A 23,842-nucleotide genomic window follows, 5' to 3' on the forward strand; every position below is an offset into this window, starting at 1 on the left:
GGCGGGTGCGGGTCTCATCACACTTCGCCACGCGATGTCCCCGGAGTTGACGCCCGATCATAGAATGGCCGCTAGTTCCCAGTAATCCGCAACATCCGGACGGGGTAGAACCCCAGGAGGTCCAGCCGCGTGAGCAGCATCCTGATCAATGTGACCAACCGCGAGGGCGAGCGCACCGAGGGCGTCGAGTGGAAGGACCACGAGACGCTCATGGAGTGCCTCACCCGCCACAAGTTCCCGATCCTCGCCACGTGCGGCGGCAACGCCTCGTGCTCCACGTGCCACTCGTACCTGGACCAGGACACGTTCGTGAAGACGGGCGGGACCAACGAGGAGGAGGAGGACCTCCTGGAGATGCTGGACGACACCCGCCACGACAACTCCCGGCTCACGTGCCAGGTGGAGTGGTCCGAGGACCTCGCGGGCGCGGAGATCACGATCGCCCCCGAGTGGTGATCGTCCGCCGCTGACGCGGTGGCAGCACGACACCGCCGCCCCGGCCCGGCGGTGTCGTCACCGGCGGCCTCATGACCGGCGACACGAGTTGGTAGCGCGGCGCCGCGTGGGTGAAAGTTAGAGCATGACTGCTCTCCGGGATGACCTCACCACACGCGCCGCTTACGTCTCGGACGCCTCGATCTATCGCCGGCTGCCGGCGGCGGTCGCGGAACCGCGCTCGGTCGAGGAGATCCGTGAGCTGTTGTCCACGGCCCGGGAGAACGGCTGGCCTGTGATCTCCCGCGGTGGTGGCACCTCCGTGGCGGGCAACGCGATCGGTGACGGGTTGGTCATCGACACCTCCCGGTACTTCAACCGCATCCTGGAGATCGATCCGCACGCCCGCACCGCCACGATCGAACCCGGTGTGATCTGCGATCAGTTGCGGGACGCCGCGAGCGAGTTCGGCCTGACCTACGGACCGGACCCCTCCACGCATTCGCGGGCCACCGTGGGCGGGATGGTCGCCAACAACGCGTGCGGTTCCCACTCGGTCGCGTGGGGTACGAGCGCGCAGAACCTCGTCTCGCTCACGGTCATGCTCGCCGACGGGCGCGAGGTCACCCTGGACGCGGGCGGCACCTCGGACGCCGCACTGGATTCCCAGCTCACCCAGTTGCGGGACCGGCACCTGGCCATGCTGCGCACCGAACTGGGCCAGTTCCCCCGCCAGGTCTCCGGGTACGGACTGCACTACTTGTTGAGCGAGAACGGTTTCGACGTGGCCAAGGCGTTCGCCGGGACCGAGGGCACGTGCGGGATCATCACCCGGCTCACCGTGAAACTCGTGGCCAAGCCGCGCTTCACAGCGCTCGCGGTACTGGGTTTCACGGACGCGATCGCGGCGGCCACCGCGGCCCCGAAGTTCCGCGTCCGGGGCGTCACCACGATCGAGGGCATGGGCTCGGACCTGCTGGACGCCCTGCGCACCCGTCCCGGTCAGGAGAACGCGGGCCGTGAGCTCCCCGAGGGCGGCGGCTGGCTCTACTGCGAGGTGGGCGCGGACACCCAGGAGGCCGCGTTCGAGGCCGCCCGGGCACTGCCGGGACTCGTCGAGGAGACCGTGGTGGATTCCGTGGTCGTGGGCGATCCCGCCGAGGCCCGCGCCCTGTGGCGCATCCGCGAGGCCGGTGCGGGGATCGTGACCCGCTTGCCGGACGGCGGCGAGGCGTGGCCCGGGTGGGAGGACTCCGCCGTGCCCCCGCAGCACCTGGGCGCCTACCTCAAGGACCTCTACGCGCTGCTGGACGAGATGGACCTACGCGGTATCCCGTTCGGCCACTTCGGCGAGGGCTGTGTGCACATTCGGATCTCCTTCGATTTCAACACGGACGAGGGCGTGGCCCATTACCGCCGGTTCATCGAGCGGGCCGCGGAACTCGTGCACCGCTACGGCGGCTCGGTCTCCGGGGAGCACGGGGACGGCCGTGCCCGCTCGGAGCTGCTCAGCACCATCTACTCCGACGAGGCACACGGCGCCTTCGCCCGATTCAAGCGGATCTTCGATCCCGACAATTTCTTCAACCCCGGGGTCGTGGTGGATCCCGAACCCCTCGACCGGGGCATCCGCCCGGGTCCCGGCGCGCGCACGTTCGAGCTGACCCCGGTCCACGCGTTCTCCGCGGACGACGGCTCGTTCGGCCAGGCCATCAACCGCTGCGTGGGCGTGGGCGCATGCCGCTCGGACTCGGGTGCCATGTGCCCGTCCTTCCACGCGACCCACGACGAGGTGCACTCGACCCGCGGGCGCATGCGGTCCCTCGCCGAGATGCTGCGCGGCGAGCACATCACGGACGGGTGGAAGTCCAAGGAGACCTACGAGGCCCTGGACCTGTGCCTCTCGTGCAAGGCGTGCGCCACGGAGTGCCCCGTGAACGTGGACATGGCCACCTACAAGGCCGAGTTCCTGCACCACCACTTCCGCCAGGGCCTGGGCTCGTTCGTCGGCAAGGACCGCCGGCCCATGGCGCACCTGACCATGGGGTGGATGCCGTGGCTCATGAAGCTCGTGACCAGGGTCCCCGGTTCGCTGCGCGCGGTGAACTTCCTGGAACGCTTCCGTCCCATCGAGGAACTGACCAAGAAGCTCGGCGGCATCGAACCGAAGCGGCGGATGATCCGCTTCAACGACACCCCGCTCACGTCGTGGTTCAAGACCCGCACCCCACAGGGCGCGGTGGCGCGCGGAGGCGGCCGCGCGGCGTCGTCGGCGGAGAAACCGTCCGTGGTGCTGTGGCCGGACACGTTCACGAACTTCTCCGCGGACGGGCCCGGCAAGGCCGCCGTGGCGGTGCTAGAGGCCATGGGCTACCGCGTGCTCATGCCCATGGGAAACGTGTGCTGCGGACTCACGTGGCACTCCACCGGGCAGTTGGACATGACCCGCCGGACCCTGCTGCAGACCCTGGACGTGATGGAGCCGCTGCTCGAGGCTGGCTACCCGATCATCGGGCTGGAACCGTCTTGCACGGTGATGCTCCAGCACGACATCACCGAGCTGCTCCCGGATGACCCGCGCGCCCACAAGGTCCGGGCCCTCACGGTGACGCTCGGTGAGTTCAGTGCGCGCCACGCCGAGGACGGCGGGGACTGGCCGTTCGACACGCTCGAGACCCACGCGGGACCGGGCACCGCGGTGTGCCAGGTGCACTGCCACGAGAAGGCCCAGGGCGACTTCACGCCGGAACTACGCGTGCTCGAGAAGCTCGGGGTGGACGCCGCCGTGGTGGGCGGTGGCTGCTGCGGTCTCGCCGGGAACTGGGGCTTCGAACCAGGTCACCACGAGATCTCCCAGACCCTCGGGGAACGCAACCTGTTCCCCGCGATCCGTGCCGCGGGGCCCGGTTCGATCGTGCTCGCGGACGGTTTCTCGTGCCGCACGCAGATCGCCCAGGGCACCGACGCGGAAGGAGTCCACCTGGCACAGGTGATGTATGCCGCATTACGCGCGGAAAAGTAGCACACTGTTGCCATGAGGAGTCACTTGCCCGCCCCCCGGGGCACCCACACCGCCACCCGTCCGTTGCTCGCGGCCACCGCGCTGAGCGCTCTCATGGTCCTCTCGGCCTGCGGTTCCTCGGACGGCGCCTCGTCCGAGGAGCAGAACACCGCACCCGCCGGCGCCTCCGTCTCCGCGAGCGCCACGGCGTCCCCGAGCGCCTCGTCCATGTCCCCGAGCCCGTCGGCCAGCCGGTCCGCGAGCCCGTCCGCGAGCGCCGAGGCCACGGAAGCCACAAACGCCGCGGCGTCCGGTGGACAGGAGGGGCAGGCCGCGGAGTCGGCGCAGCCGTCCGCCGAGCCCGATCGCCTCGCGTCCGCTCCCGAACTGGGCATGCCCACTGCGAGCCCGTTCGCCCAGGCGAAGGCGGATGCCCAGCGCGCCGGCGGCACGTGCAGTGCCGGGCAGCTCTCCGGATCGCTCACGCCGCAGCAGGGTGCGGCGGGTTCGGTCATTGCGTCCCTCACGCTCACCAACAACGGCTCCGCACCGTGCACCCTGAGCGGCTACCCGGGTGTGTCCTTCGTGGACGCGAACGGTGCTCCCGTGGGTGCGCCGGCCTCCCGGGACGCCTCGGGTGCGGGCACCGTGACCCTACAGCCCGGCGCGTCCGCGAGCGCCGGGGTGCGGATCACCCAGCCCGGTGTGATCGGTCAGGTGTGCAACCCGCACCAGGCCGCGGGCGTGCGCGTGTACCCGCCGGACAGCTACGAGTCGCTCGTGGTGCCCTACTCGGGTCAGGCGTGCGGCAACCCCAAGGTCTCCCAGTTGCAGGTCAAGGGTTTTGGGTCCTGACCCCGTCCTGAACCTTTTCTCCCCCGCGACCGCGCAGTGGTTCGACGCCGCGTTCAGCGGGCCCACGGCGGCCCAGCGCGGCGCGTGGGAGGCCATCTCGGCGGGCCGCCACGCTCTCGTGGTGGCCCCCACCGGTTCCGGTAAGACGCTCGCGGCGTTCCTGTGGTCGATCGACCGCTTGCTGACCGACAAGAAGGCGGACGGGTCCGACGACGCGGAGGACCGCACCTCGGTGCTCTACATCTCCCCGCTCAAGGCCCTGGGCGTGGACGTGGAACGCAACCTGCGCGCACCGCTGATCGGGATCACCCAGGCCGCCAAGGCCGCCGGCGGGGAGCCCCCGGAGATCTCGGTGGGTGTGCGCTCAGGTGACACCCCGCAGGCGATCCGCCGCGCCCTGTTGGCGCATCCCCCGGACGTGCTCATCACGACCCCGGAATCGCTGTACCTCATGCTCACGTCCAAGGCGCGGGAGACCCTGCGCCACGTGAACACCGTGATCATCGACGAGGTGCACGCGGTGGCCGGGACCAAACGCGGGGCGCACCTGGCGGTGAGCCTCGAACGCCTCGACGACCTCCTGGAACGTCCCGCGCAACGGATTGGGCTCTCCGCGACCGTGGAACCCGTGGACACCGTGGCCGGGTTCCTGGGCGGCTCCCAGCCCGTGGACGTGGTGCGCCCGCCGTCCGAGAAGGACTGGGACCTCACGGTGTCCGTGCCCATCCCGGACATGACCGTGTTGGGCGGGGCGGCGGCGTCGCCGTCGTCCGGGGACCTGGACGGCAACCTGGAGGCGTCCGACTACCAGGCCACCGCGTCCATCTGGCCCCACGTGGAGGAACGGATCGTGGACCTCGTGGAGGCGCACCGTTCCACAATCGTGTTCGCGAACTCGCGTGGCCTCTCGGAGAAACTCACTGCGCGACTCAACGAGATCCACGAGTTCCGGCTCGCCAACGCCACGGAAGAGAGCCCCACGGATTTGGACGGTGGCGATCCCGTGGCGCTGGGTGATGCGCTCTCCGACCTCCTGGACGGCGCCGCCGCGCAGGCCGACGACGCCGCGCGCAGCGAGGGCGCGGTCAGCACTTCTCGGGCCCGCGACTCCGCCCCCGCGGACATCCCCCGCCAGCACAACCGCCACGAGGGCGCGTCCCCGGTGCTCGCGCGCGCCCACCACGGCTCGGTGTCCAAGGACCAGCGCGGCCTGATCGAGGAGGACCTGAAGACCGGGCGGTTGCGGTGCGTGGTGGCCACCTCCTCCCTGGAGCTCGGGATCGACATGGGCCACGTGGACCTGGTGATCCAGATCGAGTCCCCGCCTTCGGCGGCGTCCGGTTTGCAGCGCGTGGGCCGCGCGGGCCACCAGGTGGGCGAGGTCTCGATCGGGCGGATCTACCCCAAGCACCGCGGGGACGTGCGGGACGCGGCGGTGATCGCTGAGCAGATGCTCGCGGGGCACCTGGAACCGCTGTCCGTGCCCACCAACCCCCTGGACATCCTGGCCCAGCAGACGGTCTCGGCGGTTGCCGCGGAGGACGTGGACGTGGAGAGCTGGTACGACACCCTGCGCCGCAGCGCCCCGTTCCGTTCGCTGCCGCGCTCCGCGTACGACGCCGTGCTGGACCTGCTCGCCGGGCGGTACCCGTCCGACGAGTTCGCCCAGTTGCGGCCCCGGCTGGTGTGGGACCGCGAGACCGGAACCCTGCAGGCCCGCCCCGGTGCCCTGCGGCTCGCAGTCACGAGCGGTGGCACCATCCCGGACCGCGGTCTGTTTCCCGTGTTCCTCGTGGGCGAGCAGGACAGCAAGTCCCCCAAGCGCGTGGGTGAGCTGGACGAGGAGATGGTCTACGAGTCCCGCGTGGGGGACATCATCGCCCTGGGTGCCTCGAGTTGGCGCATCGAGGAGATCACGCACAACCGGGTGGTCGTGGCCCCGGCCCCGGGCGTGCCCGGCAAGCTCCCGTTCTGGCACGGGGATGGTCTGGGCCGGCCCGTGGAGTTGGGCCGTGCCACGGGTCGGTTCACCCGTGAACTCGCCGGTGCCCAGGACACCGAGGCCCGCGAGCGCCTGGCCGCCTCCGGCTTGGACGAATGGGCCCGGGACAACCTCATGGCCTACCTCTCCGAACAGCGGGAGGCCACGGAACACGTCCCGGACGATCGCACGCTCGTGGTCGAGCGGTTCCGGGACGAACTCGGGGACTGGCGAGTGGTGTTGCACAGCCCGTTCGGCACCCCCGTGCACGGCCCGTGGGCGCTCGCGGTGCGCGCCCGGTTGGACGAGCGCTGGGGTCTGGATGCCAGTGCCCAGGCCGCGGACGACGGCATCGTGCTGCGCGTCCCCGCCACGGACGAGGAACCGCCCGGGGCGGAGCTGTTCCTTTTCGACCCGGACGAGCTCGAGCGCACCGTGACCGAGGAGGTGGGCGGCTCGGCGCTGTTCGCGTCCCGGTTCCGGGAGAACGCCGCGCGTGCCCTGCTGCTGCCGCGGGCGGATCCCGGTAAGCGCACGCCCCTGTGGCAGCAGCGTCAGCGCTCCGCCCAGTTGCTGGACGTAGCCCGCAAGTACCCGCAGTTCCCGGTGATCCTCGAGACCGTGCGCGAATGCCTGCAGGACGTGTACGACGTCCCCGCGCTGCTGCAATTGCAGCGCGATCTGGCCGGGCGCAAACTGCGCATGGTCGAGACCACCACGGACACCCCCTCCCCCTTCGCGCGCACCCTGCTGTTCGGGTACGTGGCCCAGTTCCTGTACGAGGGCGATTCGCCCCTGGCCGAGCGCAAGGCCGCGGCCCTGTCCCTGGACCCCTCCCTGCTCAACGAGCTGCTCGGTCGCGCTGAGCTGCGCGAGCTGCTGGATCTCGAGGTCATCGAGACAACGGTCCTGCAGTTGCAGCGCCTCGCGCCGGACCGTCGGTTGCGCGGCGTGGAGGGCGCGGCGGACCTCCTGCGCCTGCTCGGTCCCATGACGGCCGACGACGCCGCAGTGCGCTTGCGCGCGGAAGGCACCGCAACGGCGTCGCCCCCCGCGCAGAGCGCGCAGGAGACCCCCGATGCCCCGGAAACCGACGACACCGAGGATGTCGACGCGGCCGAGGACGTGGCCCCCGAGTACCAACCCATCAGCGCGGACGCCGCCCGCGAGCTGCTGGACGCCCTGGTGTCCACGAACCGGGCGATCGTCCTGCGTGTGGGCGGGCGCGAGGTCTACTGCGCGGTGGAGGACGCCGCGCGGATGCGGGACGCCCTGGGCCAGCCCTTGCCCATGGGTGTGCCCCTGGCGTTCCTGGAACCGGTCGCGGATCCCGTGGGGGACCTCGTGTCCCGGTACGCGCGCACCCACGGTCCGTTCAGCGTGGCGGAGGCCGCGCAGGCCCTGAGCCTGGGGCCCGCCGTGGTCGAGACCGCGCTGCGCTCGCTCGCCAAGCAGCGGCGCGTGAGCGAGGGGGCGTTCCGCCCGAGCGGGGACCCCGCGGCGTCGGAGTCGGAATGGTGCGACGTGGAGGTGCTGCGGACCCTGCGCCGCCGTTCCCTGGCCGCCCTGCGCGCGGACGTGGAACCCGTGGACCCGCAGGTATACGCCACCTTCCTGCCCGCGTGGCAGCACGCCGTCCCGGGGCACCAGTTGCGCGGGTTGGACGGGGTGCTCACGGTGATCGACCAGTTGGCCGGGGTGCCCGTGCCCGCGTCCGCGTGGGAACCGCTCGTGCTCGCGCAGCGCGTGGTGGACTACCGGCCCGCGATGCTGGACGAGCTCATGGCCGCGGGCGAGGTGCTCTTCTCGGGCGCGGGGTCCCTGGGCGGTGAGGACGGGTGGGTCGCGTTCCACCTGGCCGAGTCCGCGGAGCTGTCCCTGCCGCCCGTGCCGCAGCTCGAGGCCGCCGCCGAGGCCCTGGACTCCACGCTGGAACGTGAACTGCTCGCCGTGCTGCGGGCCGGTGGGGCGTACTTCGCGTGGCAGCTCATCCAGCCGCTCGCCGAGGCGGGCGTGTCCGTGGACATGGCCCAGCTGCGCACTGCGCTGTGGAACCTGCTATGGGCGGGGCTCATCACCAATGACACCTACGCCCCGGTGCGTGCACTCGTCTCGGGCGGGCACTCCGCGCACAAGACGCCCAAGCGCCCGGGCCGTTCCCGTACGGCCGGGCGGCGCGGCGCCGCGCGGTTGCGGGCCGCGTCCCGCGGCCCCGGCGGTGTGGATCCGGCGGCGTCCGCGTCCGGCGACGGCGCTCGCGTCGTTCGCGCCGCGGGGGGCGGTGAGGACCGTGTCACGGCCGGGCGCTGGTCCGTGCTGCGCCCCGAACCGCTCAACCCCACCGTGCGGGCGCAGGCCCAAGCGGAGCTGTTGCTGGACCGCTACGGCATCCTCACGCGCGGTCCCGTGGCGGTGGAGGACGTCCCCGGCGGGTTCTCCACCGTCTACAAGGTCCTGCGCGCACTCGAGGACGCGGGCCGCGCGCGGCGCGGGTACTTCATCGAGGGCCTTGGCGCCGCCCAGTTCACGCAACCCGCGACGGTTGACGTGCTGCGCAGTTTCACGGACGACGACGCCGCTCGCAAGGCCGAACCCCGCGTCCTCGCCCTCGCGGCCACGGACCCCGCCAACCCCTACGGTGCCGCGCTGGACTGGCCGGAAGCGGTGGCTCTCGAATCCAGCACCAAGCACCGCCCGGGGCGCAAGGCCGGTGCCGTGGTGGTGCTCGTGGACGGGGCGCTGATCCTCTACCTGGAACGTGGCGGGAAGACCGCGCTCGCGTTCGTGTCAGACCCGGCCCTGCTGCGCCTCGCGGCGGAAGCCGTGGCCGAGCTCGTGCAGCGCAGGGCCATGGACTCGCTCGTGGTCGAGAAGGTCAACGGCGACTCGGTGCTCTCCTCCGAGGACCTCGTGACCGCGGTCCGGGACGGTCTGCTGGCGGGCGGCTTCTACCAGACCCCGCGCAGCGTGCGGATGCGGGCTCCCGTGGGCGGGGGCAGGTCCGGCTGATACCACTTTGATACCTTGAGGGGCATGGCGATGACTTTGCGGCTGACCGAGGACGACGAACTCGCTCTCGCCGCCCTGGCCGAAGCGGACGGCATCAGCCGTCAGGAAGCCACGATCCGAGCCATCCACGAAGTTGCGGCCCGGAGAGGTCACGAGCGGCAGGTGACCGAAGCGTCGGCGCGTGCACGTGCACGCTATGCCGATGTGTTGGACCGGCTCGGGCGGTGACGCGGTACCTCACGACCGAGGACCTACTCGTGGTGATCAACGATCTCGGAGTCGGCCCATTGCGCGATGTGGGGTTGCTGGAGGCCACGGCGAGTGGCCGAGCCGATCTCCATGATGTCGCCGCAATGCTGCGACGGTGGCACTGACGCCACAGCTGCGAACTGCCGCCGAGCCCACTCCCGTTCGACACTGAACACCCCACCCTACCTAGGAGGCCCAGGTGCCTGAAGGTGATTCCGTCTACCGCCAGTGCAAGATGCTGCGCGAGGCGCTGGAGGGGTCCGTGATCGTGAGCTCGGACTTCCGGGTGCCCTCACTCGCCACATCGGACGTGTCCGGGCGCACGGTCGTGGCCGTGGTGCCGCGGGGGAAGCACATCCTCATCCGACTCTCCGAGGCCCCCGATGCGGCCGAGCTGAAATCCGGGGCCGAGCCCCTCACCTTACATTCCCACCTCATGATGGACGGCACGTGGCGGGTCTTCGACCGGGAACCGGCGGGGGGCGCCACAACCGGCTCCAGCGGGGAACCACAAGCGGCACGCAGCAAAGGTGATGCCCCGGCCGGAAGCGGGCGAGCGGCGTCGTCGTCACGAGCAAGGAACGGAATGCGCACGAGCCGACCCGGGGCGAGTCCCTACCGACCGCGGGGGCAGGCCCGGCGGGGCGGCAGCGTGCGTTCACGCGCAGAAGCGAGGACCCGGCTCAGCGCGGACGTGTCCATCGGGCAGGGCTCGCACACCATTCGCGCGATCCTGCGCACCGAGGACGTCGAGGCCGTGGGTTTCGACGTCAAGGACGTCCGATTGGTGCCTACCCGCCTGGAGGACGAGCAACTCGTGGGGTACCTGGGCCCGGACATCCTCGGACCGGACTGGGACCTGGAGAAGGCCCTCGAGCGGCTGAGCGCGCAACCCGACCGGGCGATCGGCACCGCGCTCATGGATCAGCGCAACCTCGCGGGGATCGGCAACGTGTACCGCGTGGAGGTGCTGTTCATGTCGCGCACCCATCCATGGGTCACGGTCGGCTCCCTGCCGGAAGGCAAGCTGCGCGAGATCGTGACGCTCGCGCACAAGCTGCTGCACCTGAACAAGGACCGCTCGATGCGCTCAACCGTGGGGCAGGCACCGCAGGGTCGCCCCCTGTTCTGGGCCTACGGCAAGGACGGTCAGCCGTGTCGCCGGTGCGGCGCGGTGCTGCGGCGCGGAGAGATCGACGACGCTCTGCTCACCGCCCCCGCGCCGGACGGCACCACGACGGCGTCGGGCACCGCAGTGCAGCACCTGCGCAAGATCGTGTGGTGCCCGCGCTGCCAGAGCGAGTGACGGGCTGACGAAAAAGGGGATCGGCTGCGGGGTGCGCCCGGGCCCGTCAGGACCGGAACGCGCCCCGTGCGCGCGCCGTCGGCGAATCCGGACGTTCCGGTTCGTGGTGCGTCAGCGGGTGACCCAGGTCTTGCCCGTGACCGAGGACCAATGGACGGTGTAGCCCTTGGAGAAGCGCTGGCGCATCTCGGAGCCCACGCGGTATTCCTCGGTGGTGGGGTAGCCCCACCCGCGCTCGAAGCCGGCTGCCTTCCAGCGCTTACCGATCGCGCCGGTCTCCTTGATCACGTGCGCGCCGGAGGACGGGGACCACATGAACTTGTACTGGGCGCCGCCCGCGGTCCTGAAGTTCTGGTAGACGCCGCCGTTGACCAGGCCGCCGCGTTCGTTCATGGCCGGGTAGCCGAACTTGGCGGCCCCACCCAGTGCTTGGTACCGGCTCTTGATGCCGCCCTTGACGGTGTAGGCCGGGGGTGCCACGCGTTTCGCGGCCACGGGGGCCACGGTGTCGGCCTGCGGGCGCGGCGCTGCCGCGGTGACCGTGCGGGTGACGTCCGAGGGACCGCTGCCGGCAGGGTATCCGTAGGAATCCACGGTGCCCACCAGGCGCCAACCCTCGCCCGTGCCGGACAACCGGCCGTCCACGTAGGTCAGTCCGATCCCCACGACCTGCATCCGGGGGTCCGTGAGGACCTTGTTGTGCGCATGGGAGCCCTTCCACCAGTTCATGAGGTCGGGAACCGAGTTCTGCCACGACAGCGCGTGGATCTCCCCCGCCGCGTTGTACCCGGCGGCCCGGCGGTCCGTGAGGAACAGGTTGCTGTGGTCGATGACCTCTTCCTTGACCAGTCGGTCGGACTGGCTCTGGGCGATGCCGGACAGCGACTTGGAGTACTTCACCGGGGCCAAGCCCTTGGATGCCCGGTGTTGGTTGATCAGGTTCAGGAGCTTCTGGGCGTCCGCCGCCCGCGTGCTGCTGGACACGGACACGATGTCGGAGGGCGCGGCCTGCGCGGGGGTGCCGGTGAACAGGCCCCCGCTCAGGATCATGAGAGCCGCAGTGATGGTCGCGGCCAGGTTCGAGAAGGCTCGTCGGGTCGGGGAGTACCCGTCGATGGCAGGAATGCGGTGATGTGACATGGGGACCATTTCGTCGTTGGGCGCACGCGCCCGCACCTCCGTGGCATGACACCACGAGGGTGTGACAGACGTACGCGCTGTGGGGGGACAGCTCGTGGTGGCATGTGCCAACCGACTCGGGGCTGCGTGTACGACAACCCCTGTACGGGCCCAATGAGGGGGGAAGACCCGCTGATAAGGGTACCCCGGGGTAGCCGGGTTTTGGTGTGTTACATCACGCTCGGTCGGAACGTTTCGGCATCCTTCGACGGATGGCCAACCTTGCCCTTGCAGGTCAATGTGTCAGAAGTTCGCTGGGCGCCCCGGATCGACGAGCCGTGTGGGCGCTGGGTGACAGACGTGAGCTCACGGTGATCGTCTCACCCGTCATGGGATGGGTGAAGGTCAAGGAGCGGGCGATCAACTGCATGGGGTTGTCCGGATCCTCCACGTCGAAATCGTCCAGCGGTACCGGGTACAACTTGTCCCCGCGTAATGGGAGGCCCAACGAGTTCATGTGCACCCGGATCTGATGGGTGCGCCCGGTCAGCGGAGCGATCTCGTAGCAACCCCACTGCCCCGCGTCATCGGTGAAGCGTTCGAGCAGGCGGATGTCCGTGACGGCGTTGACGTCACCCGGTTCCTCGAAGGCCTGCACAACTCCCTGGATCTTGCGGATCCGGGACTCCACGCGCACCGGTTCCTTCCCCACCCGATCATTGACGCGGGCCACGGCCCAATAGGTCTTGGTCACCGTGCGCTCCTGGAACATGCGGTGGAACACCCCGCGGTCCGCCGCGTGCTTGCTCAGCAGCAGCACCCCGCCCGTGGAGCGGTCCAGCCGGTGCACAGCGGAGATCTCGTCGTTGTGGAACTGGCACCGCGCAGCCACCACCACGGAGCGGCGGACGTTCTCGCCCTTCGGTGTGCTGCACAGCCCGTGCGGTTTGTCCACCGCCAGGATCCATTCGTCCTCGTACAGCACGTCGAGGGTGATGGGCGCGGCGTCGTCGTCCGGGACCGGGCGGTGGAACCATACCGAGGCCCCCGCTTCGTAAGGGGTGGCCGGGGTGACGACGACGCCGTCGTCCCCGCGGACACGACCGGCGGCGACCTCGTGGGCGAACCACGCGGCGTCGTCCGGGAAACGCTGCTGGACGTAGTCCGCGGCCGTGGTCGGGAGACCGTCCAGAGCCCGCAAGACCGGGTCCGGGGAACCCGGGCCGGGCATCCGGACCCGCGCGGGCCCGACGCCGCGCACCGTGGGTAGCGGAGGGTTCACGCGTCGTCTCACTGCGTGTCCGATCCGGCGGTTACCATGGCCTGGAACCTAACACATGACCGTGAGGCGGCCTCGTGAGCGAGCACACCAGCCCGGAGCGCGTGGTGCTCCTGGACGATCAACACCAACCCACCGGAACGGCCCTGAAATCCACGGTTCACACCGAGGACACCCCCCTGCACCTGGCGTTCTCGTGCCACGTGCTCAACTCCCGCGGCCAGGTCCTGGTGACCCGCCGCGCGCTCGGCAAGCGCACGTGGCCCGGCGTGTGGTCCAACAGTTTCTGCGGTCACCCGGGCCCGGACGAGTCCTTCGAGGACGCCGTCGCCCGCCGTGCCCAGCAGGAACTCGGCCTGGAGATCCGCAACCTCACCGTGGTGCTGCCCGAGTTCCGCTACCGCGCCACGGACGCCTCCGGGGTCGTTGAGAATGAGTTCTGCCCGGTGTTCATCGCCGTCGCCGACGACGATCCCCGTCCCGCCGAGTCCGAGGTCGCCGAGTACTCGTGGGCCGCCCCCCACGACCTCGTGGCCGCGGTGGAGAGCGCCCCGTTCGCGTTCAGCCCGTGGCTCGCGGACCAGATCCGCGAACCCGTGCTACGGGAGGCGCTGGGCTGAGGGCCCGTAGTGGCGATCAGGCGAGATCCGCAAGGATCCGTTCGGCGAGCGCATCCGCGGACTGCGGGTTCTGACCCGTGTACAGCGCACCGTCCACCTCCACGAAGGGGCGCAGCGGAAGCACACCCTTGCGGTAGTCGATCCCCGCTTCCTGGAGCGCGTCCTGCAGATACCACTTGGCTTTCCAGCCGAAGGGGTTGAGCTTCTCCTCCACATTGGACAGCCCGGTCATCCGCTTGCCCGCGAAGACGCAGCTGCCGTCCTCGTTCTGCGCGGCCAGCACGGCCACGGGAGCGTGACACAACAGCGCGAGCGGCGCGCCGGACGCGAGGCGCTTCCTGAGCAGCTCTCCCGAGACGGCATCGAATGCGAGATCCTCCATGGGGCCGTGGCCACCGGGGTAGAACACGAGGTCGTACCGGGACTCGTCCACCGCATCCAGGGAAATGGGGCGGTCCAGTTGATCCTGGATGGATTCGATGTAGGCACGGATTTCCTTGCGGCGGCCGGGTAGTCCGCCCGCGATCCCCAGACTCAGCTCATCCAGGGTGGGTGCCACCCCGCCGGGCGTGGCCACCGAGATGTTCCACCCTGCCTCGGTGAACAAGCGGTGGGGCTCGGCCAGTTCCTCCGCCCAGTACCCGGTGGGGTGCACCGTATCGTCCTTGAGGGTCCAGCCTTTGGCTGCGGTGACGACGAAAAGTACTTCGGTCATGTGACTGTCCTCTCGGGGGGGCGACACGGGTGGCGCGTCCACTGATCGTGCCCCCTCGATCCGTGGTGACCGGGGGCCACGCCCCCGTCCCGGAACAGCACCGCGGGCGACTCCGTAGAGTGTTCACTGTCAACTTTAGGTGAAGGAACACACGTGTGGGCCGCCCCCTTCATTCGGTCCGGTCGCTGTGCGAGTCGTCGGTTTCCGATTGATGGGTGCATTGCCGAGCGTAGTCGACGGGTGCGAGGTAGCCGAGCGATGAATGCCGGCGGTCGTGGTTGTAACGAGCCTTATCGTCGGCAGCGTCAGATGGGTATAAGAGACAGGTCCGAATCCCCCGCCCACCGCGCCGCGAAGGCCGCGCACTCCGTGGACCACCTGTTCGGTGCGCGGGCGCTGCGCGTGCCGGGCACGTACCTGGGGGCTGTCGCGTTCCCGCGCCCGTGGCGGGGGCCGTGGCACTACTGGTGGCAGGCCCATTTGCTGGACGCGTTCGTGGACGCCGCGGCCCGCGAGCGCCACGCCGGCAACCAAGACACCGCTGAGCTGGCCCGCTCCCGCGCGCACCGGTTGCTGCGGGGCATCGCCGTGCACAGCGGCGGGCGGGTGACCAACAACGTGTTCTTCGACGACATGGCTTGGCTGGCCCTCGCCCTGGGGCGCCTGCGTGACGAGGACCTCGCCGCCACGGGCCGCACATCGCGCGCGGTGCAGAACGACGGCGCTGCTCTGGCCACGCGCCTCGCCTCCGGTTGCGACGACACCATGGGCGGCGGTGCGTGGTGGAACACCACACGGGACTACAAGAACACGGCGTCCACCGCCCCGGTGGCGCTGACATTCTTACGCATGCACCGCACTGCCGAGGCTCGCGCACTGCTCACGTGGTTGTTCGACACCCTCTTCGACGCCGAGCGCGGCGTGTTCCTAGACGGCATCCGCATGGCCGCGGCGGGCTCCGGGAAGGAGATCACGTCCGTGGACCCGCACGTCTACACCTACAACAGCGGCCCGGCCCTCGGTGCGGCCCTCGAGCTCGCGGGGGTCACCGCGGACCCCGCCGAGCGCGCACTGTGGCTCGACCGGGCGGCACGGCTCGTCCACGGCGCGGCCCGGGAGTTCACGGTCCCCGGCCCCCACGGTGCACCCGTGTTGCGCGGCCAGGGCGGCGGTGACGCCGGGCTGTTCACGGGCATCCTGGTGCGCTACCTGGGCGAAGCCGCGTCGTCGTCGTTGCTGGACGACGACGCTCGGGCCACCGCCCGCGCGCTCGTCACCGACACCGCGGACGCCCTGTGGGACGGGCGTCGGGAATTCGATCCGAACGAGGACTTCACGGTGCCCGCCGCGGTGCGAACGGTGGGCGAGACGGTCGCGGTGTTCTCCCCCGAACCGGCGCAGCACGCGAACCAGGCGCAGCGGGCCGGCGCCCCTGTGGAACTCAGCACGCAGGTGCAGGCGTGGACCGTACTGGAAACCGCCGCGCGTTCGGCTGATCGCTGAACTCGGCCGCTGACGCCGCAGATTCCTGGCCCGCGGGGGCGTCACGACGGTAGAAACGAACCATGAGTTCAGTACGCACCCCGGACCCCAACCCTGGCTGGCTCAGCGAGGACGACCTCAATCGTGCCCGCGCGTCCCTGCCGATCGTGTACGTACAGGCCATCCCCGTGCGCCTGGACCCGCTCGGGTGCCTGTCCGAGATCGGGTTGTTGCTCACGCCCAACGACGAGGGCCGCATGGTGCGCACGTTCGTCTCGGGACGCGTGATGTACCGCGAGACGGTGCGCGCGGCGCTGCTGCGTCACCTCGAGAAGGACCTGGGACCGCTCGCCATGCCGCAGATGCCGTCCACCACGGTCCCGTTCGCGGTGTCCGAGTTCTTCCCGTCCCCGTCCGAGACCGGGCTGACCGACGACCGGCAGCACGCGGTGGCGCTGAGCTACATCGTCCCCGTGCGCGGTGAGTGCGAGCCCCGTCAGGACGCCCTGCAGTTGTCGTGGATGACCCCGGACGAGGCGCTGTCCACGGATGTCCAGGACGAGTTCGAGGGCGGGCGCGAGGACCTCATCCGCCAGGCGATCGCCCACGCGGGATGGGGCCGCTGAACAGCGGATGATCTGCCCGGAGGGCGTTACTTGCCCCCGTTGGCCGCTTGCCGCATGAGCGGGATCGCCTGGGTGTCCGCCGCGACCATGGCCCAGTAGCTGTGGGACAGCCCGCTGAGGCTGCCCAGGATGCTGGCCACACCCGTGGCCAGGAAAAACCGACCGGCGTGGGCCCACAGCTGTCCCGTGGTCAGCCCGCGATGCTCCGGGACGGGCATCACCGGTTCCGACGCCCCCAGGTTGGACAGCAACACACCGAGCATCACGCATGCTGTGATGAGAAACCCCGCCTGGGTCTGGTGCGTGAACCGCGCGCGGATGGGCTCGTTGCGCGCGTAGATGGAGGTGAAGGCACGGACGGTGGGACCCTGAAGAATTCTGTGACCTGACTCACCGGATTGCGCTCGTTCTTTCGGCATCGGGTGGAGGGGACACCACATTGTCTCTCGCTTTCGCGCAACCGGCACAATGGTGTGGTGTCCAGCACCGAATCCCCCTCCCCGTTCACCTTCCGGCTCCACACGCGCCTGCGTGATTCTCCCGTTCCGCAGCAGCGCATCCGGGACAATGGCGGCCAGTTCCAGGCCCGCACGGGCACCATCACCACGCCGCACGGCCCGATCCGTACCCCGGCGTTCATCCCGGTGGCCACGCAGGCCGCCGTGAAGGCCGTGCTCCCGGAGTCCATGGCGGCGGAGGGCGCCCAGGCGATGCTGGCCAACGCGTACCACCTGTTCCTCGAGCCGGGCGACGACATCCTGGACGCCGCCGGCGGGCTGGGCACCTTCATGAACTGGCCCGGCCCCACGTTCACCGATTCGGGCGGGTTCCAGGTGATGTCCCTGGGTTCGGGGCTCGGCAAGGTCATCGACATGTCCGCGCTCACACCGTCCCCTGGGGGCGCACAGCCCGCCCCCGGGCACAAGCGCATGGCACGCGTGGACGACGACGGCGTGTGGTTCCGTTCCTACCTCAACGGGGACCTGCACCGGTTCACGCCGGAGGTCTCCATGCGGGTGCAGCACAACATCGGCGCGGACATCATGTTCGCGTTCGACGAGCTCACTACGCTCCACGATTCCCGCGAGTACCAGGAGGACGCCCTGGAACGCACCCGCAAGTGGGCCCTGCGCTGCGTGGCCGAACACTGCCGGCTCACCGAGGCCCGTGCGGACAAGCCCTACCAGGCGCTGTTTGGGGTGATCCAGGGCGCCCAGTACGAGGACCTACGGCGCATGGCCTGCCGGGACCTGGCCGAGATGGGCTTCGACGGATTCGGGATCGGGGGTGCCCTGGAGAAACGTCAGCTGGGGACCATTGTGCGGTGGTGCACGGAAGAACTGCCCGAGGAGACCCCCAAGCACCTGCTGGGCATCTCCGAACCGGACGACATCTTCACCGCGATCGACAATGGCGTGGACACCTTCGACTGCGTCTCCCCCACTCGCGTGGCCCGCTCGTCGGCCGTCTACTCCCCCGATGGCCGGTTCAACCTCACGAACATCCGCTTCAAACGCGACTTCACGCCCATCTCGGACACGTGCCCGTGCTACACGTGCACCCACTACACCCGCGCGTACCTGCGTCACCTGTTCAAGGCCAAGGAGCGCAACGCCGCAACACTCGCGTCCATCCACAACGAGCGCTTCATCCTGGACCTCGTCTCCGGCGCGCGGGACGCCATCGACGCGGGGACGTACTTCGACTACCGTGACGATTTCCTGGCGAGGTACTACGGCGCGCCGTCGACCTCCACTGTTCCTTCCGAAACGGGAGGCCTGCGATGAGCGACCCCAAGCCCGTGCACGCCACCCCAGGTGTCCTGCGCCGCGTGAGCGCGTGCGCCGGCGTGGTGCTCGCGCCCAATCCCGGACCCATGACCCTCGACGGCACCAACACGTGGATCCTCTCCGCCCCGGGGGACGGCCCGGAGCACCCGAACTACGGCCACCACCCGTCCGCGCAGGGCCGGGGCGAGTGGCCCGGACCGGACGTCGTCGTCGTGGATCCCGGGCCCTTGGACGAGGCGCACCTGCAGGCGGTCGCGGCGACCGGGACCGTGGTGCTGATCCTCGTGACGCACCGCCACGGCGATCACACGGACGGCATCGACCGACTCCACGAGATCACCGGTGCACCCGTGCGTGCGGCCCTGCCCGAGTTCTGCCGGGACAGCGGCGAGCCCCTGCGGGACGGCGACTGCATCCTGGCCGCGGGCGTGAGCATCCGCGTGCTGGCCACCCCCGGGCACACCTCCGACTCCGTGTGCTTCCGGTTGCCCCACGACGAGCCGGAGACGGTCATTACCGGGGACACCGTGCTGGGGCGCGGTTCCACCATGATCGACCACCCGGACGGTTCCCTGGGCGACTATCTGCGCTCCCTCGAACTGCTCGGGCAACGCTCGGGCGCCACGGTGCTACCCGCTCACGGCGCACCCCTGCCTGATCTGCAGGAGGTGTGCGAAGAACTCACGGAGCACCGGCTTGAACGCCTGGATCAGGTGCGGGAGATCGTCGCCGGGCTCGGCCGCGACGCGAGCGTCGAGGCGATCACGGACGCCGTCTACGCCGACGTCCCCGCCGGGGTACGGCGCGCCGCGGAACGCTCCATCGCCGCGCAGCTCGCCTACCTGGGGTACTGACCCGGGGGCACGACGACGCCGCTCGCGCCCCGCTACCGCGCGTTCGCCTCCTCGAGGGCACGCGTGTCGTAGCCGGGTTCGCGGTGCTTGATCCAGCCGATCACCGCGTACGTGACCGGCATGATCACGACCTCCACGAGGACCTTGTAGACATAGCCCACCAGGACGTAATTGAAGAACGCGGACCACGAGTCGATCCCGATGATGGGAGCGGCGATCGAGCAGAAGATCACGGTGTCCACGAGTTCGCCCACCATGGTGGAGGAGATCAGCCGCGCCCACAGGTGCTTCTCCTTGGTGCGTTCCTTGACCTTGACCATCACGTATGCGTTGAGCAGCTGACCCACCAGGTAGCCCAGCAGGGAACCCGCCACGATCAGCGGGACCGGGCCCAGCACCGTCTCGAACGCGCTCTGGTTCTCGTAGAAGGGCGCCGGCGGCAGGATGATCACGATCCAGAACACCAGGGAGGAGAACGCCCCGAAGAAGAAGGACGTGATGATCGCCTTGCGTGCGGCCCGGAAACCGTAGACCTCGGAGACCACGTCCCCCAACACGTAGGCCAGTGGGAACAGGAAGAACCCGCCGTCCGTGATGATGGGGCCGAACTGCACGCCCTTGGTCGCGCCGATGTTGGAGAGCACCAAGATCACGCAGTACGCGGCCAGGATCACGTCGAAGTACGTCCGGGGGCGGCGCGCGAAGAGGGACTGCCGTTCGCCCTGCGCGAGCGCGGCGGTGCGGGAGGAGGAAGTGTGGGGCGGGGTGGCGTCAGACACGGGTGTCCTTGGGATGTACGGAAGGGTCAGGGACGTCGTCTGCCACCCGGCGTCGAGCCCAGTGTAATGGGGTGGTGCGCCGAGTCGCGGGCACGTCCCACGCGGGAGCACAATAGCGTGCATGAGCGAAACCACACGTAACCAACCGCCCGTTGCCATGACCGTCGCGGGCTCCGAAGCCACCGGCGGTGCCGGGGCGCTCGCGGACATCAAGACCTTCACGTCCCTGGGAGTCTTCGGATCGCTCGCGCTGACGTGCATCGTGGCGTTCGATCCCGAGAACGACTGGGGCCACCGCCTCACGCCCGTGGACCAGCAGACCCTGGCGAACCAGCTGCAGACCATTTCCGCGGCGTACGACCTGGACGCCGTGAAGATCGGCATGCTGGGTTCCCCGGACACGATCCACACGGTCGCCACGGCCATGAAGGACCTCGCGCCCCGCCACCTGGTGCTGGACCCCGTGCTGATCTGCAAGGGCCAGGAACCGGGCGCCGCGCTCGACACCGATCAGGCGCTCAAGGCACAGATGCTGCCCCTGGCCACGTTCGTGACCCCCAACCACTTCGAGTCCCTGTCCCTATCCGGGATGGAGGAGATCAGCGACGTGGAGGACCTCAAGGAGGCGGCCCAGCGCATCCACGACTCCTCCGGGGCCACCGTGCTCGCGAAGGGTGGAGTGCGGCTCTCCGGCCCGGACGCCGTGGACGTGTTCTACGACGGCTCCACGCTTGAGGTGCTGTCCGAACCCAAGGTGGGCGAGGTCCCGGTCTCGGGCGCCGGCTGTTCGTTGGCCGCGGCCGTCACCGCGGAGCTGGCCAAGGGCGCCTCCCCGCTCGACGCCGCCCGCACCGCCAAGAGTTTCGTCTCCGCCGGCATCCGGCACCGGCTGGGATCCCACCTGCCGTTCGACTCCCTGTGGCAGGGCGGGCTCGCTGCCGAGGCCTGACCGAACACCGGCGACGAAGTTCCTGAAAGCCCGCGGGGAATGCCCTGAAGTAAGGGGCATTCCCCGCGGTCATGCGGTGGAATGGGGGAAGAACACACACGGCCCGTCAGCGCCCCGCCCTTTTGCTGACAGAATCAGGTAAGGTGTCGTCATGCCCCGCATCACCGCTTCCAGTAATGCCGCCCAGCGCGAGCGCACGCAGCGTGCCGTTCTCGACGCGTTCGGGGACCTGCTGTACAGCAACGGGCTCACCGATCTGACCATGACCCAGGTGGCCAAGACCGCCGGGGTGGGGCGCACCGCGGTGTACAACTACTTCGCGGACATGGGCGAACTGCTCGTGGCCTACGCCCTGGACAAGACCGAGCGCTTCGTCTCGGACCTGCATCGAGAACTCGCCGCGGTGGAAAACCCCGTAGACCAGTTGGGCGTGTACGTGCGGTTCCAGATCGAGGACCTCAGCCGCCGGCACCTGCCTCCCGGCCAGGCCATGCGCACCGTGTTGTCCCCGGAGGACTTCGCCAAGCTCGGCGAGCACGTGCAGCAACTGCAGTCCCTCCTCGCGTCCATCCTGCAGCGCGCCATGAACGAGGGCTACCTCCCGGAGGGCGACACCGACGAGCTGTCCGACCTGGTCCACGGCTCCCTCACCTCCACCGCGGATCGCAGCAAGTCGGTGCAGAGCGAGCGCGCCCAGCGCGAACGCACCCTGGCCACGGTCCGGTTCATCCAGCGGGGTCTGGGCGCCCAGTTCGACGCCGACTCCCGCCCCGTGCGCCTGCCCTCGCAGCCGCCCGCGCTGAGCGCCGTCTCCTGATCCCGAGCCTGGCCCCTCCGTCGGGTCCGGTCGACTTGCCCAGACGCCTGCCGCCTGCTGCAGCACGGGGAGCCTTCAGCCCGGCCGACGCCACCTACCCGCCACGTACGCCCCGGTTCTGCGGACCGGGGCGTACGGCTTTAGGGTGAATCCATGATTTTCAAGGCCGTGGGAGACGATCGCCCCTATCCGGACCACGGTCTGGTCACGCCCTCCGACTGGTCCAAGGTGGCCCCGCAGCAGGTCCGCCTGGGGGATCTGGTGACCACGACCTCCACCCTGAACCTGGCCACCCTCCTGGACTCGGACTGCACCTTCTACGGGGACCTCTTCCCCCACGTGGTGTCCTGGCGGGGAACCCTTTACCTCGAGGACGGTGTGCACCGGGCCCTGCGCACGGCCCTGCACCACCGTTCCGTGATCCACGCGCGGGTCCTGGAGCTCTGACCGCGCCGCCGCACGAGCCTTCGCGGCGCAAGTAGCACGGATCACCAAATCTTCACTTTTCCGCCACGACCTGGTCGTTCGGCCTCCCTACCCTCGGGTCATCTCGTTCTGACCTGGAGGTTTGCCATGCGTCTGCGTTCTCGTACCGCTGTTGTCTTGGCCGCGGCACTGGCCGGAGTCCTCGCCGTGACCACCGTGGCACCGGCCGCGGCGGGGGAAGGCCCGCGAGCGGCGTCGTCGTCGTCCAATGGACACGAAAGCCGGGACAAGCACGGACTGCGCGTGGCCACGTACAACGCGTCCCTGAACCGGGGCGAGCAGGGGCAATTGCTGCGGGACCTGTCCACACCGGACAACCAGCAGGCCCGGAACATCGCCCAGGTCATCCAGATCAACGACCCGGACATCGTGCTGCTCAACGAGTTCGACTACGTCCCGGGCGGACGCGCCGCGCGGGCGTTCCGCGACAACTACCTGGCGGTGAGCCAGAACGGCCACTCGCCCGTGGACTACCCCTACCACTACGTGGCGCCGGTGAACACGGGCGTGCCGTCCGGTCTGGACCTCAACCAGGACGGCACGGTGGACGGACCGGACGACGCCTGGGGCTTCGGGCTGTTCCCGGGCCAGTACGGCATGGTGATCTACTCCAAGTACCCGATCGCCCGGGATCAGGTCCGCACGTTCCAGCACTTCCGGTGGCAGGACATGCCCGGCAACCACCTGCCCACCGACTACTACACGCCGGAGCAGGCTGCGCAGCTGCGGCTGTCCTCCAAGTCCCACTGGGACGTCCCCGTGCGCGTGGGCCACAAGACCGTGCACGTGCTGGCCGCGCACCCCACGCCGCCCAGCTTCGACGGCCCCGAGGACCGTAACGGGCGCCGGAACAACGACGAGATCCGGTTCTGGGCCGATTACGTCACGGGCACCAAGTCGGCGCGCTACATCTACGACGACGCCGGGCGGCGCGGCGGTCTGTCCCGCGGCGAGCGCTTCGTGATCGTGGGCGACTACAACTCGGACCCGAACGACGGCGATTCCTTCCCGGGTGCCGCGCGGCAGCTGCTCGACAACTCCCGGGTGCGCGATCCGCAGCCCACGTCCACGGGCGCCGTGGTGGCGAGCGCGCGCCAGGGCGGCGCCAACCGGACGCACGTGACACGCCCGGCACTCGACACCGCGGACTTCTCGGACGATCCCGCCCCCGGGAACCTACGGGTGGACTACGCGTTGCCGTCCAAGAACCTGCCCCTGCTCGACGCCGGTGCCTTCTGGCCCGCTCCGGGCCGGCCCGGTTCCGAGCTGACCGGTGAGTACCCGTTCCCGACTTCCGACCACCGCCTCGTGTGGGTGGACGTCAAGGTCCCGGGCAGGCGCTGATCCCCGCACGACGGCGCGTCCCGGGTCTTCGTGTGAAGCGCCGCCCGCTTCCGTCACCGCCTGTCACGCACCCCCTGTTCCCGCACCCCCCCTGTTTTCGCATCCTCTGTTTGAGTAACCCTGCTCCGGGGCGTGCGATCCCGATC

The 23,842-nt window shown here is 69.7% G+C and carries 19 protein-coding genes; 14 read left to right on the forward strand and 5 right to left on the reverse strand.

The genetic code is table 11. The annotated features are described in order from the left end of the window. The first annotated feature begins 129 nt into the window (after positions 1-129). From J1M36_RS08595 to J1M36_RS08620, 6 genes are all read left to right on the forward strand, one after another. Entirely contained in the window at positions 130-456 is a 327-nt protein-coding gene (locus J1M36_RS08595; protein WP_064845186.1) for a 2Fe-2S iron-sulfur cluster-binding protein, read from the forward strand. A 124-nt stretch (positions 457-580) separates the two neighbouring features. Next, positions 581-3,457, forward strand: a complete 2,877-nt coding sequence (locus J1M36_RS08600) for an FAD-binding and (Fe-S)-binding domain-containing protein (RefSeq protein WP_206479050.1) — start codon at positions 581-583, stop codon at positions 3,455-3,457. Between the two features lie 12 nt (positions 3,458-3,469). Beyond that, the gene (locus J1M36_RS08605) at positions 3,470-4,291 is read left to right on the forward strand and encodes a DUF4232 domain-containing protein (RefSeq protein WP_206479051.1); all 822 of its coding nucleotides are present in this window, start codon (positions 3,470-3,472) and stop codon (positions 4,289-4,291) included. Continuing rightward, positions 4,281-9,281: a DEAD/DEAH box helicase gene (locus J1M36_RS08610; RefSeq protein WP_206479052.1), complete on the forward strand. Its 5,001-nt coding sequence runs from the start codon at positions 4,281-4,283 to the stop codon at positions 9,279-9,281. Before J1M36_RS08605 ends, J1M36_RS08610 begins: the two co-directional genes overlap by 11 nt. A 24-nt stretch (positions 9,282-9,305) precedes the next feature. Further along, the gene (locus J1M36_RS08615) at positions 9,306-9,509 is read left to right on the forward strand and encodes a hypothetical protein (RefSeq protein WP_064846562.1); all 204 of its coding nucleotides are present in this window, start codon (positions 9,306-9,308) and stop codon (positions 9,507-9,509) included. Positions 9,510-9,729: 220 nt separating this feature from the next. Continuing rightward, positions 9,730-10,836 carry a DNA-formamidopyrimidine glycosylase family protein gene (locus tag J1M36_RS08620; RefSeq protein WP_206479053.1) on the forward strand — a complete coding sequence of 369 codons (1,107 nt, stop codon included), beginning with the start codon at positions 9,730-9,732 and terminating at the stop codon, positions 10,834-10,836. A 111-nt stretch (positions 10,837-10,947) separates the two neighbouring features. Here J1M36_RS08620 and J1M36_RS08625 read toward each other — a convergent pair whose 3' ends face one another. Then, positions 10,948-11,976 carry a CAP domain-containing protein gene (locus tag J1M36_RS08625; RefSeq protein ID WP_206479054.1) on the reverse strand — a complete coding sequence of 343 codons (1,029 nt, stop codon included), beginning with the start codon at positions 11,974-11,976 and terminating at the stop codon, positions 10,948-10,950. Between the two features lie 274 nt (positions 11,977-12,250). Next, positions 12,251-13,237: a pseudouridine synthase gene (locus J1M36_RS08630; protein ID WP_342358314.1), complete on the reverse strand. Its 987-nt coding sequence runs from the start codon at positions 13,235-13,237 to the stop codon at positions 12,251-12,253. Between the two features lie 74 nt (positions 13,238-13,311). On the opposite strand from J1M36_RS08630, the gene idi reads away from it, so the two are divergent. Continuing rightward, positions 13,312-13,854, forward strand: coding sequence for an isopentenyl-diphosphate Delta-isomerase (gene idi / locus J1M36_RS08635; RefSeq protein ID WP_064846559.1), 543 nt, complete (start codon positions 13,312-13,314; stop codon positions 13,852-13,854). 16 nt (positions 13,855-13,870) lie between these two features. Here idi and J1M36_RS08640 read toward each other — a convergent pair whose 3' ends face one another. Beyond that, positions 13,871-14,569, reverse strand: coding sequence for a type 1 glutamine amidotransferase domain-containing protein (locus J1M36_RS08640; protein ID WP_206479055.1), 699 nt, complete (start codon positions 14,567-14,569; stop codon positions 13,871-13,873). 1,565 nt (positions 14,570-16,134) lie between these two features. On the opposite strand from J1M36_RS08640, the gene J1M36_RS08650 reads away from it, so the two are divergent. After that, a complete protein-coding gene (locus J1M36_RS08650; protein ID WP_085108758.1) occupies positions 16,135-16,677 on the forward strand; it encodes an NUDIX hydrolase family protein in 543 nt (180 codons plus the stop codon). Positions 16,678-16,703: 26 nt separating this feature from the next. Here the strand turns inward: J1M36_RS08650 and J1M36_RS08655 are convergent, their stop codons facing one another. Next, positions 16,704-17,096 (reverse strand): hypothetical protein, encoded by a 393-nt coding sequence (locus J1M36_RS08655; RefSeq protein WP_206479057.1) that lies wholly within the window; start codon positions 17,094-17,096, stop codon positions 16,704-16,706. 57 nt (positions 17,097-17,153) lie between these two features. Between J1M36_RS08655 and tgt the strand changes: the two genes are divergently transcribed. Further along, positions 17,154-18,464 carry a tRNA guanosine(34) transglycosylase Tgt gene (tgt, locus tag J1M36_RS08660; RefSeq protein WP_342358315.1) on the forward strand — a complete coding sequence of 437 codons (1,311 nt, stop codon included), beginning with the start codon at positions 17,154-17,156 and terminating at the stop codon, positions 18,462-18,464. Beyond that, on the forward strand, positions 18,461-19,321 hold the full coding sequence (locus tag J1M36_RS08665) for an MBL fold metallo-hydrolase (protein ID WP_085108765.1): 861 nt from the start codon (positions 18,461-18,463) through the stop codon (positions 19,319-19,321). Before tgt ends, J1M36_RS08665 begins: the two co-directional genes overlap by 4 nt. A gap of 32 nt (positions 19,322-19,353) precedes the next feature. On the opposite strand, the gene J1M36_RS08670 is transcribed toward J1M36_RS08665, so the two are convergent. Then, positions 19,354-19,995, reverse strand: a complete 642-nt coding sequence (locus J1M36_RS08670) for a queuosine precursor transporter (RefSeq protein WP_342358320.1) — start codon at positions 19,993-19,995, stop codon at positions 19,354-19,356. Positions 19,996-20,221: 226 nt separating this feature from the next. Between J1M36_RS08670 and J1M36_RS08675 the strand changes: the two genes are divergently transcribed. From J1M36_RS08675 to J1M36_RS08690, 4 genes are all read left to right on the forward strand, one after another. Continuing rightward, entirely contained in the window at positions 20,222-21,049 is an 828-nt protein-coding gene (locus J1M36_RS08675) for a hydroxymethylpyrimidine/phosphomethylpyrimidine kinase (RefSeq protein ID WP_144997128.1), read from the forward strand. Between the two features lie 151 nt (positions 21,050-21,200). Continuing rightward, positions 21,201-21,866: a TetR/AcrR family transcriptional regulator gene (locus J1M36_RS08680; RefSeq protein WP_206479059.1), complete on the forward strand. Its 666-nt coding sequence runs from the start codon at positions 21,201-21,203 to the stop codon at positions 21,864-21,866. A gap of 153 nt (positions 21,867-22,019) precedes the next feature. Next, positions 22,020-22,313, forward strand: a complete 294-nt coding sequence (locus tag J1M36_RS08685) for a type II toxin-antitoxin system VapB family antitoxin (protein ID WP_098053504.1) — start codon at positions 22,020-22,022, stop codon at positions 22,311-22,313. 156 nt (positions 22,314-22,469) lie between these two features. Continuing rightward, on the forward strand, positions 22,470-23,696 hold the full coding sequence (locus J1M36_RS08690) for an endonuclease/exonuclease/phosphatase family protein (protein ID WP_241246974.1): 1,227 nt from the start codon (positions 22,470-22,472) through the stop codon (positions 23,694-23,696). Positions 23,697-23,842: the final 146 nt, after the last annotated feature.

The organism is Kocuria sp. KRD140 (assembly GCF_017168375.1).
GTDB classification, from domain to species: Bacteria; Actinomycetota; Actinomycetes; order Actinomycetales; family Micrococcaceae; genus Kocuria; species Kocuria marina.